The 14,573-nt window shown below is 72.3% G+C and carries 14 protein-coding genes; 7 read left to right on the forward strand and 7 right to left on the reverse strand.

The features are described from left to right. Positions 1 to 101 precede the first annotated feature (101 nt). From M446_RS31725 to M446_RS31750, 6 genes are all read left to right on the forward strand, one after another. Positions 102 to 965: an NADP-dependent methylenetetrahydromethanopterin/methylenetetrahydrofolate dehydrogenase gene (locus tag M446_RS31725; protein ID WP_012336186.1), complete on the forward strand. Its 864-nt coding sequence runs from the start codon at positions 102 to 104 to the stop codon at positions 963 to 965. Further along, positions 965 to 1,591, forward strand: coding sequence for a methenyltetrahydrofolate cyclohydrolase (gene fchA, locus M446_RS31730; protein WP_012336187.1), 627 nt, complete (start codon positions 965 to 967; stop codon positions 1,589 to 1,591). The genes M446_RS31725 and fchA overlap by 1 nt, the downstream gene beginning before the upstream one ends. Before the next feature lie 125 nt (positions 1,592 to 1,716). Beyond that, on the forward strand, positions 1,717 to 2,895 hold the full coding sequence (locus tag M446_RS31735) for a malate--CoA ligase subunit beta (RefSeq protein ID WP_012336188.1): 1,179 nt from the start codon (positions 1,717 to 1,719) through the stop codon (positions 2,893 to 2,895). Between the two features lie 23 nt (positions 2,896 to 2,918). Beyond that, entirely contained in the window at positions 2,919 to 3,818 is a 900-nt protein-coding gene (gene sucD, locus M446_RS31740; protein WP_012336189.1) for a succinate--CoA ligase subunit alpha, read from the forward strand. 215 nt (positions 3,819 to 4,033) lie between these two features. Further along, complete coding sequence (locus tag M446_RS31745; RefSeq protein WP_012336190.1) at positions 4,034 to 6,796, forward strand: phosphoenolpyruvate carboxylase; 2,763 nt, start codon at positions 4,034 to 4,036, stop codon at positions 6,794 to 6,796. A 43-nt stretch (positions 6,797 to 6,839) separates the two neighbouring features. Beyond that, positions 6,840 to 7,811, forward strand: coding sequence for an HpcH/HpaI aldolase/citrate lyase family protein (locus tag M446_RS31750; protein WP_012336191.1), 972 nt, complete (start codon positions 6,840 to 6,842; stop codon positions 7,809 to 7,811). A gap of 98 nt (positions 7,812 to 7,909) precedes the next feature. On the opposite strand, the gene M446_RS31755 is transcribed toward M446_RS31750, so the two are convergent. Next, positions 7,910 to 9,520: a DHA2 family efflux MFS transporter permease subunit gene (locus tag M446_RS31755; protein WP_415926896.1), complete on the reverse strand. Its 1,611-nt coding sequence runs from the start codon at positions 9,518 to 9,520 to the stop codon at positions 7,910 to 7,912. Next, on the reverse strand, positions 9,504 to 10,697 hold the full coding sequence (locus tag M446_RS31760) for an HlyD family secretion protein (RefSeq protein ID WP_012336193.1): 1,194 nt from the start codon (positions 10,695 to 10,697) through the stop codon (positions 9,504 to 9,506). Before M446_RS31760 ends, M446_RS31755 begins: the two co-directional genes overlap by 17 nt. Before the next feature lie 221 nt (positions 10,698 to 10,918). On the opposite strand from M446_RS31760, the gene M446_RS31765 reads away from it, so the two are divergent. Further along, complete coding sequence (locus M446_RS31765) at positions 10,919 to 11,551, forward strand: TetR/AcrR family transcriptional regulator (RefSeq protein ID WP_012336194.1); 633 nt, start codon at positions 10,919 to 10,921, stop codon at positions 11,549 to 11,551. Here M446_RS31765 and M446_RS31770 read toward each other — a convergent pair. The 5 genes from M446_RS31770 to M446_RS31790 are packed head-to-tail and all read right to left on the reverse strand — an operon-like array spanning position 11,530 to position 14,224. Beyond that, positions 11,530 to 12,123 carry a SpoIIE family protein phosphatase gene (locus tag M446_RS31770; protein ID WP_012336195.1) on the reverse strand — a complete coding sequence of 198 codons (594 nt, stop codon included), beginning with the start codon at positions 12,121 to 12,123 and terminating at the stop codon, positions 11,530 to 11,532. The two genes, M446_RS31765 and M446_RS31770, sit on opposite strands and share 22 nt — an antisense overlap. Further along, a complete protein-coding gene (locus M446_RS31775; RefSeq protein ID WP_012336196.1) occupies positions 12,120 to 12,533 on the reverse strand; it encodes an ATP-binding protein in 414 nt (137 codons plus the stop codon). The genes M446_RS31770 and M446_RS31775 overlap by 4 nt, the downstream gene beginning before the upstream one ends. Then, on the reverse strand, positions 12,530 to 12,997 hold the full coding sequence (locus tag M446_RS31780) for an ATP-binding protein (protein WP_012336197.1): 468 nt from the start codon (positions 12,995 to 12,997) through the stop codon (positions 12,530 to 12,532). The genes M446_RS31775 and M446_RS31780 overlap by 4 nt, the downstream gene beginning before the upstream one ends. Continuing rightward, a complete protein-coding gene (locus M446_RS31785) occupies positions 12,975 to 13,364 on the reverse strand; it encodes an STAS domain-containing protein (protein ID WP_012336198.1) in 390 nt (129 codons plus the stop codon). Before M446_RS31785 ends, M446_RS31780 begins: the two co-directional genes overlap by 23 nt. Then, a complete protein-coding gene (locus tag M446_RS31790; RefSeq protein WP_012336199.1) occupies positions 13,364 to 14,224 on the reverse strand; it encodes an STAS domain-containing protein in 861 nt (286 codons plus the stop codon). The genes M446_RS31785 and M446_RS31790 overlap by 1 nt, the downstream gene beginning before the upstream one ends. Positions 14,225 to 14,573: the final 349 nt, after the last annotated feature.

A 14,573-nucleotide genomic window follows, 5' to 3' on the forward strand; every position in this document is an offset into this window, starting at 1 on the left:
CAACGGGGCGGCCGGGGCGCCGGGCGCGTGGCGCGTCCGGCCGCCAGAGTAGCCGCGCGAGCGGCCAGAATCGTCAAGCCGCGCCAGCGGCCAGAGGTTGGATGATGAAGAAGCTCCTGTTCCAGTTCGACACCGACCCGATGCCGAGCGTGTTCGACACGGTGGTCGGCTATGACGGCGGCGCCGACAACATCACGGGCTACGGCGGCGTGACGCCGGAGAGCGTCGGCGCCCTCGTCGACGGCACGATCTACACCCGCGGCGGGTCGGAGAAGAAGTCGACGGCGATCTTCGTCGGCGGCGGCAGCATGGCGGCCGGCGAGGCGGTGTTCGAGGCGGTCAAGAAGCGCTTCTTCGGCCCGTTCCGGGTCTCGGCGATGCTGGACTCGAACGGCTCCAACACCACGGCGGCGGCGGGCGTCGCCCTCGTCGCCAAGGCGGCGGGCTCGCTCAGGGACAGCCGCGCGGTGGTGCTCGCCGGGACCGGCCCGGTCGGCATGCGCTCGGCGGCGCTGCTCGCCCGCGAGGGCGCCTCCGTGGTGCTGACCGGCCGCTCCCGGGCCAAGGCCGAGGAGGCCGCCCGCGCGATCGAGAAGCGCTTCGGCGTCGCCGTCGAGGCGCTGGAGACCCCGGACGCGGCCTCGCGCGCCGCCGTCGTGAAGGGCGCCCAGGTGGTGTTCTCGGCCGGGGCGATCGGCCTCGAACTCCTGCCCGAGGAGGCCTGGGCGAACGAGGCGAGCATCCGCTTCCTCGCCGATTACAACGCCCAGCCGCCGCTCGGCTTCGGCGGCATCGACGCCATGGACAAGGGCAAGGAGCGCCACGGCAAGAGGGCCTTCGGCGCGCTCGGGATCGGCGGGCTGAAGCTCAAGCTGCACCGCTCCTGCGTGGCCAAGCTGTTCGAGAGCACCGAGTCGCTGCTCGACGCCGAGCAGATCTACGCCCTGGCGAAAGAGATGGCGTGATGGCCGAGCACGAGACGATCGCCCATTTCCTCGACGGGCTGGCGAGCGAGCAGCCGACGCCCGGCGGCGGCGGGGCGGCGGCGATCTCCGGCGCCATGGGGGCGGCCCTCGTCTCCATGGTCTGCAACCTCACCATCGGCAAGAAGAAGTACGCCGAGGTGGAGGAGGAGCTGAAGGGCGTCCGCGAGAAGGCGGAGGCCCTGCGCGCCAGCCTCACCGGCATGATCGCGGACGACGTCGCCGCCTTCGACGCGGTGATGGGCGCCTACGGCCTGCCCAAGGCCACGGACGAGGAGAAGGCGGCCCGGGCCGAGGCGATCCAGGTCGCCCTGCGCCAGGCCACCGACGTGCCCCTCGCCTGCTGCCGCGCCTGCCGGCAGGTCATCGACCTCGCGGCGGTGACCGCCGAGAAGGGCAACCTCAACGTGATCAGCGACGCGGGCGTCGCGGTCCTGTCGGCCCAGGCGGGCCTGCGCAGCGCCGCCCTCAACGTCTTCGTCAACGCCAAGGCCATCACCGACCGCGACTTCGCGGAGGGGCGCCTGCGCGAACTGGACGATCTTCTCTCCGGGGCCGACGCCCTGACCGAGAAGACCTACGGCGTCGTCAAGGCGAAGCTGAGCTGAAGGGCCGCTCCCGGCCGCGGGCCGGGAGCCGCTCCCTTAGGGAAAACCGAAATCTGCTTCAACCGGGGCGCGGTCCGCTCCCGGAACGGGCGCTCGCGCCCGCACACGGACCCGAGGAGGCAACCATGGACGTCCACGAATACCAGGCCAAGGAATTGCTGGCGAGCTTCGGCGTGCCGATCCCGAAGGGCGCGGTCGCCTTCAGCCCCGACCAGGCGGTCTACGCCGCCACCGAACTCGGCGGCTGGCACTGGGCCGTGAAGGCCCAGATCCACGCGGGCGCCCGCGGCAAGGCCGGCGGCATCCGCCTGTGCAAGACCTACAACGAGGTCCGGGACGCGGCCAAGGACCTGCTCGGCAAGCGCCTCGTCACCCACCAGACCGGCCCCGAGGGCAAGCCGGTCCAGCGCGTCTACATCGAGACCGCCGATCCGTTCGAGCGCGAGCTCTATCTCGGCTTCGTCCTCGACCGGAAGGCCGAGCGCGTGCGCGTCATCGCCTCGCAGCGCGGCGGCATGGACATCGAGGAGATCGCCGCCACCGATCCCGAGGCCCTGCTCCAGGTCGTGGTCGAGCCGGCGGTCGGCCTGCAGCAATTCGAGGCCCGCGAACTCGCCTTCCAGCTCGGCCTCAACATCAAGCAGGTCGGCGGGGCGGTGAAGACCATCATGAGCGCCTACCGCGCCTTCCGCGACTGCGACGCCACCATGCTGGAGATCAACCCGCTCGTCGTCACCAAGGACGACCGGGTGCTGGCCCTCGACGCCAAGATGTCGTTCGACGACAACGCGCTGTTCCGGCGCCGCACCATCGCGGACATGTACGACCCCTCGCAGAGCGACCCGCGCGAGGCGCAGGCCGCGGAGCACAACCTCAACTACATTGGCCTCGAGGGGGAGATCGGCTGCATCGTCAACGGGGCGGGCCTCGCCATGGCGACGATGGACATGATCAAGCACGCGGGCGGCGAGCCGGCGAACTTCCTCGACGTCGGCGGCGGCGCGAGCCCCCAGCGCGTCGCCACCGCCTTCCGCCTCGTCCTCTCGGACCCGAACGTGAAGGCGATCCTGGTCAACATCTTCGCGGGCATCAACCGCTGCGACTGGATCGCCCAGGGCGTCATCCAGGCCGCCCAGGAGGTCCAGATCGGCGTCCCGCTGGTGGTCCGGCTCGCCGGCACCAACGTCGAGGCCGGCAAGGCCATCCTGGAGAAGAGCGGGCTCGACCTCATCACCGCCGACACCCTGACGGAAGCCGCCCAGAAGGCCGTGCAGGCCGTCAAGGGCACCCGCGCGGCGGCCTGACCCCGAGATCCCGGAGACGTGTCATGAGCATCCTGATCGACGAGAAGACCCCGATCCTCATCCAGGGCATCACCGGGGACAAGGGCAGCTTCCACGCCAAGGAGATGATCGAGTACGGCTCGAACGTCGTCGGCGGCGTCACCCCCGGCAAGGGCGGGCGCAGCCACCTCGGCATTCCTGTCTTCGACACCGTCAAGGAGGCGGTGAGGCAGACGGGCGCCACCACCAGCATCACCTTCGTGGCCCCGCCCTTCGCGGCGGACGCCATCATGGAGGCGGCCGATGCGGGCATCCGGCTGATCTGCTCGATCACCGACGGCATCCCGGCCCAGGACATGATGCGGGTGAAGCGCTACCTGAAGCGCTACCCCAAGGAGCGCCGCTCGATGGTGGTGGGGCCGAACTGCGCCGGCATCATCTCGCCCGGCAAGTCGATGCTCGGCATCATGCCCGGCCACATCTACCTGAAGGGCAATGTCGGGGTGATCTCCCGCTCCGGCACCCTCGGCTACGAGGCGGCCTCGCAGATGAAGGCGGTGGGCCTCGGCATCTCGACCTCGGTCGGGATCGGCGGCGACCCGATCAACGGCTCCTCCTTCCTCGACCACCTCGCCCTGTTCGAGGAGGATCCGGAGACCGACGCGGTGCTGATGATCGGCGAGATCGGCGGCCCGCAGGAGGCCGAGGCCGCGGCCTGGATCAAGGATAACATGTCGAAGCCGGTGGTCGGCTTCGTGGCGGGCCTCACCGCCCCGAAGGGCCGCCGCATGGGCCATGCCGGCGCGATCATCTCGGCGGTCGGCGACAGCGCCGCCGAGAAGGCCGAGATCATGCGCTCCTACGGGCTCACCGTCGCCCCGAGCCCGGGCGAGTTCGGCTCCACCATGGCCAAGGTCATGGAGACCCGCCGCAAGGCGGCCTGAGGAAGTCCGCGCGGCCCGGCCCGCAACCCTCCCGGGTCGCCAGCGACCTTCCCGGGTCGCCAGCGACCTTCCCGGGTCGCCAGCGACCGTCCCGGGTCGCCGCGCGACCTTTCGGGGTCGCCGAGCGACCTTTCGGGGTCGCCGAGCGACCTTTCGGGGCCGCCCCCTCGCCGCAGGCGGGGCGGCCCCGGCCCCCCTGTCCCGAGAGGCCGACGATGACCCTCGCGCTTTCCGTCCCCGCGGGCGCTCCCGATCCTTCGTTCGCGCCCCCCGTGATCACCGGCACCTCGTCCCGCGAGGCGACCGACATCCTGTTCCACTCCCTGCTGGACGTCTGCCGCCGCCACGAGCCGGAACTCGAATCCGTGCTGCACGGCAACGCCAACATCTCGGATTTCTCGCCGGACCTGATGGCCCGCGCGCTCCAGGTCCAGGGCATCTGGTTCCAGCTCATCTCGATCGCCGAGCAGAACACCGCGATGCGCCGCCGCCGCCACGTGGAGCGCACGCGCGGGCGCCACGCCCTGCGCGGCTCCTTCAGCGCGGTCCTGGCCGAGGCGGTGCACAACCGCGTCCCGGCGCGCGAGATCCACGCGCTCCTGAAGGATTTGCGCATCCGCCCGACGCTGACCGCGCACCCGACCGAGGGCAAGCGCGTTACCGTGCTGGAGAAGTTCCGGCGCATCTACCTGCTCCTGCGCGAACTCGAACTCCCCCGCTGGACCGAGCGCGAGCGCACCGGCCTGATGGCCGACCTGCGCGACCAGATCGAGCTCGTCTGGATGACGGGCGAACTCCACCTCGAGAAGCCGACCGTCGAGCAGGAGGTGGCCTGGGGCCTGCACTTCTTCGACGAGACCCTGTTCGAGATGCTGCCCGAGGTGATGGTCTCGCTGGAGGAGAGCCTGCGGGAATACTACCCGGACGAGACGTTCGAGGTACCGGCCTTCTTCCAGTTCGGCTCCTGGATCGGCGGCGACCGCGACGGCAACCCCTTCGTCACGGCCGCGGTCACCCGCTCGACCCTGCGCCGCAACGCGCTCGCCAGCATGCGCCGCTACCGGGACGGGGTGATCCATCTCGGGCGGATGCTCTCGATCAGCGAGCGCTCCCTGCCCGCCCCCGCCTCGTTCAAGACCGAACTCGCCCGCCAGCTCGCGGCGAGCGGGGATGCCCGCGGCATCGCGCGGCGCAATCCCGGCGAACTCTACCGCCAGTACCTGACCTGCATCCTGCGCAAGCTCGAAGCCACGATCGCCCGCAACGAGGGCGACGCGATCACCGGCGCGCCCGACTACTCGGACGCGGACGACCTCATCAACGACCTGCGGGTGCTGGAGGCGGGCCTCACCGACGCCAAGTGCCCGTCCCTGGCCGTCGACCTGGTGCGGCCGGTGCGCCGCATGGTGGAGATCTTCCGCTTCTCGACCGTGCGCCTCGACATCCGCGAGAACACCACCCGCACGACGCGGGCGCTGCAGGCCCTCTGGCGTCAGGGACGCGGCGACGAGGCCGCGCCGCCGGAGGTGGACCAGCCCGCCTGGACGGCGTGGCTCACGGCGGAACTCGCCCGGCCCCTGGAGGGCCAGCGCTCGTTCCAGTCCCTGCCCGAGGAGGCCCGCGAGACGCTGGAGACCTTCCGGCTCGTCGGCGAGATGCGCAAGGAGCTCGACCGCGAGGCCTTCGGCAGCTTCGTCCTGTCGATGACCCACTCGGTGCCCGACATCCTCGGCGTCTACCTCCTCGCCAAGGAGGCGGGGCTGTTCCTCGACGCGGCCGGGATCGAGATCTGCCCGCTGCCGATCGTGCCGCTCTTCGAGACGATCGACGACCTGCGCGCCGCGCCGGCGATCATGCGGGAACTCCTCCAGATCCCCCTGGTGCGCCGCTCGACCCGCTGGCAGGGCGGGGTGCAGGAGGTGATGATCGGCTACTCCGATTCCAACAAGGACGGCGGCTTCGTGTCGTCGAACTGGGAACTGGCCAAGGCCCAGGCCAAGCTGACCGAGGTCGGCAAGCAGGCGGGCGTGCCGATCGCGTTCTTCCACGGCCGCGGCGGCTCGGTGAGCCGCGGCGGCGCCCCGACCGGCCGGGCCATCGCGGCCCAGCCGCCGGGCTCGATCCGGGGGCGCTTCCGCACCACCGAGCAGGGCGAGGTGGTCTCGTTCAAGTACGCCAACCGCGGCACCGCCGCCTACCAGATGGAGCTGCTCGCCTCCTCGGTCTTCGCGCACGCCCTCAACGCGGAGCGCGACCCCTCCTTCGCGCCGCGGCCGGACTTCGACGACGCCATGGAGGCGCTCTCGGGCGCCTCGCGGGCGGCCTACGTCAAGCTGGTCTCGCACCCGGACCTCGTCACCTATTTCGGCGCCGCGAGCCCCCTCGACGAGATCGCGCTGCTCAACATCGGCTCGCGCCCGGCCCGGCGCTTCGGCGCGCGCAGCCTCGCCGACCTGCGGGCGATCCCCTGGGTCTTCGCATGGTCGCAGAACCGGCACGTCATCACCGGCTGGTACGGGGTCGGCAGCGGCCTCATGAGCTTCCTCGACGTGCGCGGCGAGGCCGGCGAGGCGCTGCTGCGCCGGATGTTCGCGGAGTCGCGGCTCTTCCGCCTCGTCCTCGACGAGGTCGAGAAGACGCTGCTCACGGTCGACCTCGACATCGCCCGCGACTTCGCCGGCCTGGTGCCGGACGCGCGGGTGCGCGAGGAGATCTTCTCCATGATCGCCGAGGAGTACCACCTGACGCGGCGCATGGTGGTGCGGGTGAGCGGCGACGCCGAGGTGGCGGAGCGCTTCCCGCAATATCGCGGCCGGCTGACCGAGCGCCTGCCGGTGATCAACCAGGTCAGCCGCGAGCAGGTGGAGCTGCTGCGCCGCTTCCGCGGCGAGACCGACGAGGTGAGGCGGGAGACCTTCAAGTCGGCGCTCCTGCTCTCCATCAACTGCATCGCGGTCGGGTTCGGCGCGACCGGCTGATCGCTCCGTTCCCCCGCCCGTTTCCCCGAAGGAGTACCACCGTATGAGCTTCACCCTGATCCCGCAGGCCAAGGCCCGCCTGCACCGCTCCGAACTCGCGGTGCCGGGCTCGAATCCGACCTTCATGGAGAAGTCGGCGAAGTCGGCGGCGGACGTCATCTTCCTCGATCTCGAGGACGCGGTCGCGCCCGACGACAAGGAGCAGGCCCGCCGCAACATCATCCAGGCCCTCAACGACCTGGATTGGGGCAGCAAGACCATGATGATCCGCATCAACGGTCTCGACACCCACTACATGTACCGGGACGTGGTCGACATCGTGGAGGCCTGCCCGCGCCTCGACATGATCCTGATCCCGAAGGTCGGCGTGCCGGCGGACGTCTACGCGATCGACGTGCTGGTCACCCAGATCGAGCAGGCCAAGAAGCGCGACAAGCGGATCGGCTTCGAGGTGCTGATCGAGACGGCGCTCGGCATGGCCAACGTCGAGGCGATCGCGCAATCCTCGAAGCGCCTGGAGGCGATGTCGTTCGGGGTGGCCGATTACGCGGCCTCGACGCGGGCCCGCTCGACGGTGATCGGCGGCGTCAACCCGGATTACGCGGTGCTGACCGACAAGGACGCCGAGGGCGGCCGCCAGACCCACTGGCAGGACCCGTGGCTGTTCGCCCAGAACCGCATGCTGGTCGCCTGCCGGGCCTACGGGCTGCGCCCGATCGACGGGCCGTTCGGCGATTTCAGCGATCCGGACGGGTTCAAGGCGGCGGCCAAGCGCTGCGCGGTGCTCGGCTTCGAGGGCAAGTGGGCGATCCACCCCTCGCAGATCGAGCTCGCCAACGAGGTCTTCACCCCCACCGAGGCCGAGGTGACCAAGGCCCGCCGCATCCTGCAGGCGATGGAGGAGGCCGCCCGGGCCGGCCGCGGCGCCGTCTCCCTCGACGGCCGCCTCATCGACATCGCGTCGATCCGCATGGCCGAGGCGCTGATCGAGAAGGCGGACGCGATGAAGGGCTGAGGGCGCCGCCGATCCTGGCGCCGCAGCGACCTCCTGGCACCGGCGAACTTGGCGCCGGCGAAGCGGGAGGGCGCCGCGGCGCCCTCCCGCCCCCGTCGTCAATGGCCGCCGCCGCCCGCCCCCGCCCGGGGGCGCCGGATCAGCGGCGTCGCGCAGGCCATGGCCAGGAAGAGCCCGGTCAGCATCAGGAACACGTCCGAGAAGCTCATCAGAAGGCCCTGGATGCGCACGGTGCCCATCATGGCCTTGAGCGCCATGGCGTCCGGATCCCCGGCGAGCCCCGAGAAGCCGCGCGCCATCGCGTCGAGCCGCTCCAGCACCAGCGGGTTCGTCCAGGTGAAGCGCTCGTGCAGGCGCGCGAGGTGGAGGTCCCAGCGGTCGTTCAGCGCCGTGTTGATCAGCGCCAGCCCGACCGCGCCGCCGAGGTTGCGGGTGAGGTTGTAGAGGCCGGAGGCGTTCTTCATCCGGGCTGGCGGCAGCGTGCCGAGGGCGATGTTGTTGATCGGGATCATGCAGAGCATGAGCGAGCAGCCGCGCAGCACCTGCGGCAGCAGCAGCTCCCCGAAATCCCAATCCTTGGTCAGGCCCGTGACCAGGAAGGTGCCCACCGCGAAGCCGGTGAAGCCGAGCGCCATCATGATCCGCGGATCGACCCGGCCGGAGAGCCGTCCGGCGATCGGGGCGGTGACGAACATGCACAGCCCCGAGACGAACATCGTCTCGCCGATCTGCAGGGCGGAGTAGCCCCGCACCCGCCCGAGATAGACCGGGTAGAGGTAGGTGAGCCCGTAGAGCCCGATCCCGAGCACGAAGCTCGCCGCGCAGCCGGCCGCGAAGTTGCGGTCCGAGAAGGCGCGCAGGTCCACGATCGGCTGCTCCGCGCGCAGCGCCCGCCAGAAGAACAGCACCCCCGAGACCGCGCAGACGAGCGCGGCCACGAACACCGGCTCCTCCTGGAACCAGTCGTGCAGCGGGCCCTCCTCCAGCACGTATTCCAGGCAGCCCAGGAAGCCCGCCATGAAGGCGAGCCCGGCCCAGTCGAAGCGGCGCAGGAGCGCGAGGTTCGGCTCGTCGAAATCGACGAGCGCCCAGGTCGAGACGGTGACGCACAGGCCCGGCAGGATGTTGACCAGGAAGAGCCAGTGCCAGTCGAACAGGTCGGTGAGGTAGCCGCCGACCGTCGGGCCGATGGTGGGGGCGAGCGTCGCCACGAGGCCGATCATCGGCGAGACGATGCCCCGCTTCGAGGGCGGGAAGATCGTGAAGGCCGAGGCGAAGACGGTCGGGATCATGCCGCCGCCGATGAAGCCCTGGAGGGCGCGCCACAGGATCATCTCGCCGATCGAGGACGAGGTCGCGCACATCAGGCTCATCAGCGTGAAGCCGCCCGCCGAGATCACGAACATCCAGCGGGTCGAGAGCACCCGCGAGAGCATGCCCGAGAGCGGGATCGAGATCACCTCGGCGATGAGGTAGCTCGTCTGCACCCAGGGGATCTCGTCGGCCGAGGCCGAGAGGCCGGCCTGGATCTCGGCGAGGGAGGCCGAGACGATCTGGATGTCCAGGATCGCCATGAACATCCCGAACACCATGCAGACGAACGCCACCATGCGGCGGCGGTCGAGGGGCGGCTCGGCGGCCGGCGGCGCGGCGGCCGAGGGCCCGGCGGCGATCGGCGCGGCGGCCACGGCCTCACTCCCGGGCGGCATGCCGCTGCGCGGCGGCGTGCGAGACCGCGCGCGGCTCCGGGGCCTCCGCGCCGAGGCCGCGCGTGTCGACCTTCGCCACCACCGAGAGGCCGGGGCGCAGCAGGCCCTCCCGGGCGATCTCGGCCGGCACCTTCACCCGCACCGGCAGGCGCTGGACGATCTTCGTGAAGTTGCCGGTGGCGTTGTCGGGCGGCAGCAGGCTGAAGACGGAGCCGGAGGCCGGCGAGAAGCTCTCGACCGTGCCGAGGATGTCGCGGTCGGGCCAGGCATCGACCCGGATATGAACGGGCTGCCCGACCCGCATGCGGGCGAGCTGCGTCTCCTTGAAGTTCGCGTCGACGCGCACGCTGTCGAGGGGCACCAGGGCGGCGACGCGCGAGCCGGGCTGCACGTAGGCGCCCGCCTCCACGGCCTTGTTGCCGATCACCCCGTCGAAGGGCGCCCGCAGCTCCGTGAAGGAGAGGTCGCGGGCGGCGCGGTCCACCCCGGTCCTGAGCTCGGCCGCGAGGCTCTCGGCCTCGCGGCCCTGCGCCTCCAGCACCGCCACGTTGGCCTTGGCGGCGAGCAGGGCCGCCTCGGCGGCCTTGACGTTGGCGTCCGAGCGGTCGCGATCGGCCTTGGCCTGCTCCAGGCGGGCGCGGGCGGCGAATTCGGACTGGGCGAGCTGCGTCTGGCGCTGGTAATCGGCCGCCGCGCGCACCTGGTCGGCGCGGGCCGCCTCGACCTGCGCCTCGCCCTGCGCCACCTGGGCGCGGGCCGCCTCGACCTGGCGGGCGATGCGCGCGATGGTGCTGCGCTGCGTCGCCAGCTTGTCCTCGGCCGCCCGCAGGGCGAGCCGGTAATCGCCGTCGTCGATGCGCGCGATGACGTCGCCCGCCCGCACCGTCTGCCCGTTCACCACCGGGACGGAAGCGAGGTAGCCCGAGACCTTGGCGGCGAGCGTCGCGATGTCGGCCTGCACGTAGGCGTCGTCGGTCGACACGAGGAAGCGGCCGGTCGTGTACCAGAAATAGCCCTCGCGGCCGCCCGCTCCGAGGGCGGCGAGCAGGGCGAGCGGCAGCAGGACTCGGCGCAGGCGACGCCGCGGCGTTCCCGGCGCGGCGTCCGGCGCAGCCCGGTCGCGCGCCGCTTCACCCTGCACGCCCTGACCCTGCGCGTACTCGTCCCGATAGGCCATTGCCCGATCCCCGACCGTCCCGACGCGGTTGACCGCCGCCGGCGCGCCCCGATATAGATTGACCGAACGGTTCGGTCAACGGCGGCCTGGTCGGGGGGCTCCCAAGGGGCGCGGGCCGAGCTGGCGCCGCGGGTCCCGACGGGGCAGTTTCCCATCCCGGGCGCAACCCTAGATCGACGGGCCGGCTTGACCTGCTTCGCGAAGGACGAAATGGTTCTCGGATGGCCGATGGTCCCACCACCCTCGACGCGGCGGAGAGCGACAAGCGCCGTCAGATCCTCGACGGCGCGCGCGAGGTCTTCCTCGCCTGCGGCTTCGACGGGGCGAGCATGGGCAGCATCGCCAAGGCGGCGGGGGTCTCGAAGGGCACGCTCTACGTCTACTTCGACAGCAAGGAGGCGCTGTTCGAGGCGCTGACCGTCGAGGAGAAGCGCACCCTCGCCGAGAACCTCTTCCGCCTCGACGTCGACGACCCCGACGTGCCGGCGGTGCTGCGGCGGCTCGGCCTGAGCTTCCTCGACGAGATGTGCCGGCCCGACCACGTGGCCTCGATCCGCACGGTGATCGGCGCCTCGGAGAAGTTCCCGCGGCTCGGCCGCGCCTTCTACGAGGCGGGTCCGGTCCAGGGCGCGCAGCGGCTGCGGGCCTATCTCGACCGGCAGGTGGCGGCGGGGCGCCTGCGCCCGACCGACACGGCGCTGGCCGCGCGCCACTTCCTCGACCTCTGCGCGGCGGCGACGATGCGGCGCCTGCTCTTCGCGGTGGGCGATCCGCCGACCCCGGCGGAAGCGGCCTACCTGATCGGCGAGGCGGTGCGGGTGTTCTTCGCGGCCTACGGGCCGGCGCGGTCCTGATCGCCCGGGAGCCCCACGCAGATCACCGTGGCGTCGTCCTCCGCCCGCCCGAACCGGGCCAGCAGCCGGCCGGCGAGGCGCTGCGGGTCGCCGCGCAGGCGCCGCTCGTCCGCGTCGAGTTCGACGGGGGCGAGGCCGTCCGTCCACAGCACCAGCGCGTCCCCCGCCGCGAAGGCGAGATCGAGGGGGCGGAGCTCGCGCGGGCCCGCCCCGACGATGCCGGGCGTGCCGTCGAAGCGCCGGGTCTCTTGCCCGAACAGGCCCGCCCGCACGTTGCCGACCCCCGCGAGGGAGAGCCGCATGGCGGCGGGGTCGATCCGCGCGAGGAGCGCGGCCCCGCCGCGGGTGCGTCGCACCGCCCGGTCGATGGCGGCGAGCCGCGGCGCCGGATCGAGCCCGGCGCAGTCCCGCGCCACGGCCAGGATGGCGCGCGCCGCGAGGTGGGCCTCGGCGCCGTGCCCGAGCCCGTCCGCGAGGCAGACCAGCGTCGCGCTCCCCTCGCCCCACCAGGCCGCCCCGTCGCCGCACAGGCTCTCGCCCGGATAGGTCCGGGACGCGGCGCCGATCCTCATGCCCGACGCACCGCGCAGGCGACGCGGGTCCCGATTCCCGGGGCCGAGCTGATCGCGAAGCGGTCGACGAGCCGGCGCGTCCCGGGCAGGCCGCAGCCGAGGCCGCCGCCGGTCGAGTATCCGTCCTCCAGGGCCCTGCCGAGGTCGGCGATGCCCGGACCGTCATCCTCGGCCGTGATCTCGATCACCGGCTGGTCCGCCTCGCGGCGCACCGCGAGCCGGAGGGTCCCGCCGCGGCGGGCGTGCAGCACCAGGTTGGTCGCCAGTTCCGACACGGCCGTGGCGAGGTCGTGCGCCCGGGCCGTCCCGAAGCCGTGGCGCTCGGCCAGGCGCCGGGCCTCCTGCCACGCCTCCACGGCGTCGATCTCGGCCCGGATCCGGAAGCCGAGGGACTCGATCACCTCGCTCACGGCCGGCGCACCATGCTGGCGCGGACCAGGGTGCCGCCCGGCCGCGTGTCGAAGGAGATCTCGTCCATCAGCCGCTGCACGGCGGGAAGCCCGAGCCCCAGCCCGCCCCCGGTCGAGAAGCCCGGCGTGAGGGCGGCGGCCACGTCGTCGATCCCCGGGCCGTGATCCTCGACCTCGACGGCGACCGTGACGGCGAGGGCGTTGGTTCGGGCGAGGATGCGGCACTCGCCCGCCCCGGCGTAGCGGAGCGCGTTGCGGGCCAGTTCGGAGACCGCGGTGGCGAGCCTCGTCTCGTCGACGGTGCCGAGCCCGACCAGCCGGGCCGCGTCGCGGGCGGCGTGGCGCGCCGCCAGGATATCCTCCTGGATCCGGACGGCGACGCGGACGGCCAGTTCCCCCTCGCGGCCGGCCGCGCCGCCGCGCAGAGGCTGGGCGAAGGCGTCAGGGTGCGGGCGGGTCGTCATTCCGACCTCCGCGGGCGGCCATCGCGCGCCTGACCTTGGCGACGCCGCCTTCCAGGTCGAAGGCCGTCTCCATCCGGATCAGGTTCTGCCCCATCTCCACCAGCGTCAGCGCCACGGCGGGGCGCATCCCGGCCAGCACCGCGACGCCGCCCATGATGCCCACCATCCGGGCGGTCTCCGACAGGATGCGCGCCATGTAGGAATCGACCACGTCCACCGCCGTGATGTCGATGACGAGCCCGTCCGCCTGGCCGTCCCGCAGCCGCGCCAGGGCGTCGATCTGCAGGTCCATCACCTGCTGGTCGGTGAGGTCGGCGGGCAGCGACGTCAGCAGGACGCGGCCGTAGCGCAGGATCGGCACGCGCATCAGAGTCCCGCCTCGGTCGGATTCGGCCGCACCTCCTCGCGCAGGAGCCGGAACGCCTCGGCGAGGCCGGCCCGCAGCGTCCCCCGGGTGATCATGCTGGTGAGGGTCACGTCGAGCTTCACGAGGGTCTGGGCCGCGTCCGGGCTGATGCCCGTGACCACGACCCGGGCGCCGAGCAGGCGCGCCGCCTCGACGGTCCTGGTCAGGTGCAGGGCGACGCGGCTGTCGATGACCGGCACCCCGGTGACGTCGAGGATCGCGATCGAGGCCTCCTCCCGCCCGAGGGCGTCGAGGAGCCTCTCCATGATCTGCCGCGCGCGCTGCGTGTCGATGATCCCCACGAGCGGCATCAGCACGATGCGCTGCCAGATCGGCAGCGCCGGGGTGGCGAGGTCGAGGAGCGCCCGGCTCTGCCGCTCGATCAGCCGCTCCCGCGTCTCCACGAAGGCCGCGAAGGTCACGAGGGCCAGCCGGTCCACGGCGGCGCCGAAGGGAGCGAGGATCTCGGCCGGATGCTCGGGCCCCGCAGCCGCCTCGCGCCGCACCACCTCGGCGGCCGCGTCCTTGAGGGACATCAGCAGGCTCGCCGTCTCCATCGGGGTGAAGCCGTCCCGGGCCCGCGCCGCGCTCATGGCGGTCGCCTGCGCCTCGATCGCCGCGAAGGGCTCGCCGCTCACCCCGCCCTCGCCGGCGAGGAAGGCGTCGGTCAGGGCTCGCAGCAAGGCCGCGAGTTCGACCCGCAGCAGCCCGGGCGAGGTCGTCCGGCCGGGCTTGGTCTCCCCGGGCGCGTCGAGGCGGCGGAGCCACGCCTCGAGCACCTGCTCGTGTTGCGCCGACAGGATCTGTCCGAGTCTGCCCACCGCCACTCCCCCCTAGCCGCGCGCCGGGAATGCGCCGCGGCGCAGGAGCTGCACGTCGCGCCCGCCCGGTTCGGAAACCGGCGCGCGCTCAGCGGCCCGGTCGGGGTGTCGCCGACGAGGAGGCAGGGCCGAGATGTCGTCGCCGATCCACCGGGCGCGGCCGCCGGCCGCAGACGCAACCGAACATGACCTAACGGTAGCATGCACGGCGTGCACGCGCACCCCCGACTGGTTGGCCTAGGCAACCCGCGCCGGAGTCCGCTGGCGAAGCCTGCCCAGGACGACGTCGCTGGGCGGAACCGCCCTGCGCCGCTCCGTCGAAGCAGGAGCGCGCGAGGCCAGTCTGCTT

Source organism: Methylobacterium sp. 4-46, assembly GCF_000019365.1.
Taxonomy (GTDB): Bacteria; Pseudomonadota; Alphaproteobacteria; order Rhizobiales; family Beijerinckiaceae; genus Methylobacterium.

Excerpts from the sequence above, each read along its gene's own strand:
- M446_RS31735 (WP_012336188.1), top strand. The coding sequence starts at position 1,717 with ATGGACGTCCACGAATACCAGGCCAAGGAATTGCTGGCGAGCTTCGGC.
- M446_RS31745 (WP_012336190.1), top strand. The coding sequence starts at position 4,034 with ATGACCCTCGCGCTTTCCGTCCCCGCGGGCGCTCCCGATCCTTCGTTC.
- sucD (WP_012336189.1), top strand. The coding sequence starts at position 2,919 with ATGAGCATCCTGATCGACGAGAAGACCCCGATCCTCATCCAGGGCATC.
- M446_RS31770 (WP_012336195.1), bottom strand. The coding sequence starts at position 12,123 with ATGAGGATCGGCGCCGCGTCCCGGACCTATCCGGGCGAGAGCCTGTGC.
- M446_RS31755 (WP_415926896.1), bottom strand. The coding sequence starts at position 9,520 with ATGCCGCCCGGGAGTGAGGCCGTGGCCGCCGCGCCGATCGCCGCCGGG.
- M446_RS31765 (WP_012336194.1), top strand. The coding sequence starts at position 10,919 with ATGGCCGATGGTCCCACCACCCTCGACGCGGCGGAGAGCGACAAGCGC.
- M446_RS31725 (WP_012336186.1), top strand. The coding sequence starts at position 102 with ATGATGAAGAAGCTCCTGTTCCAGTTCGACACCGACCCGATGCCGAGC.
- fchA (WP_012336187.1), top strand. The coding sequence starts at position 965 with ATGGCCGAGCACGAGACGATCGCCCATTTCCTCGACGGGCTGGCGAGC.
- M446_RS31760 (WP_012336193.1), bottom strand. The coding sequence starts at position 10,697 with ATGGCCTATCGGGACGAGTACGCGCAGGGTCAGGGCGTGCAGGGTGAA.
- M446_RS31780 (WP_012336197.1), bottom strand. The coding sequence starts at position 12,997 with ATGACGACCCGCCCGCACCCTGACGCCTTCGCCCAGCCTCTGCGCGGC.
- M446_RS31750 (WP_012336191.1), top strand. The coding sequence starts at position 6,840 with ATGAGCTTCACCCTGATCCCGCAGGCCAAGGCCCGCCTGCACCGCTCC.
- M446_RS31785 (WP_012336198.1), bottom strand. The coding sequence starts at position 13,364 with ATGCGCGTGCCGATCCTGCGCTACGGCCGCGTCCTGCTGACGTCGCTG.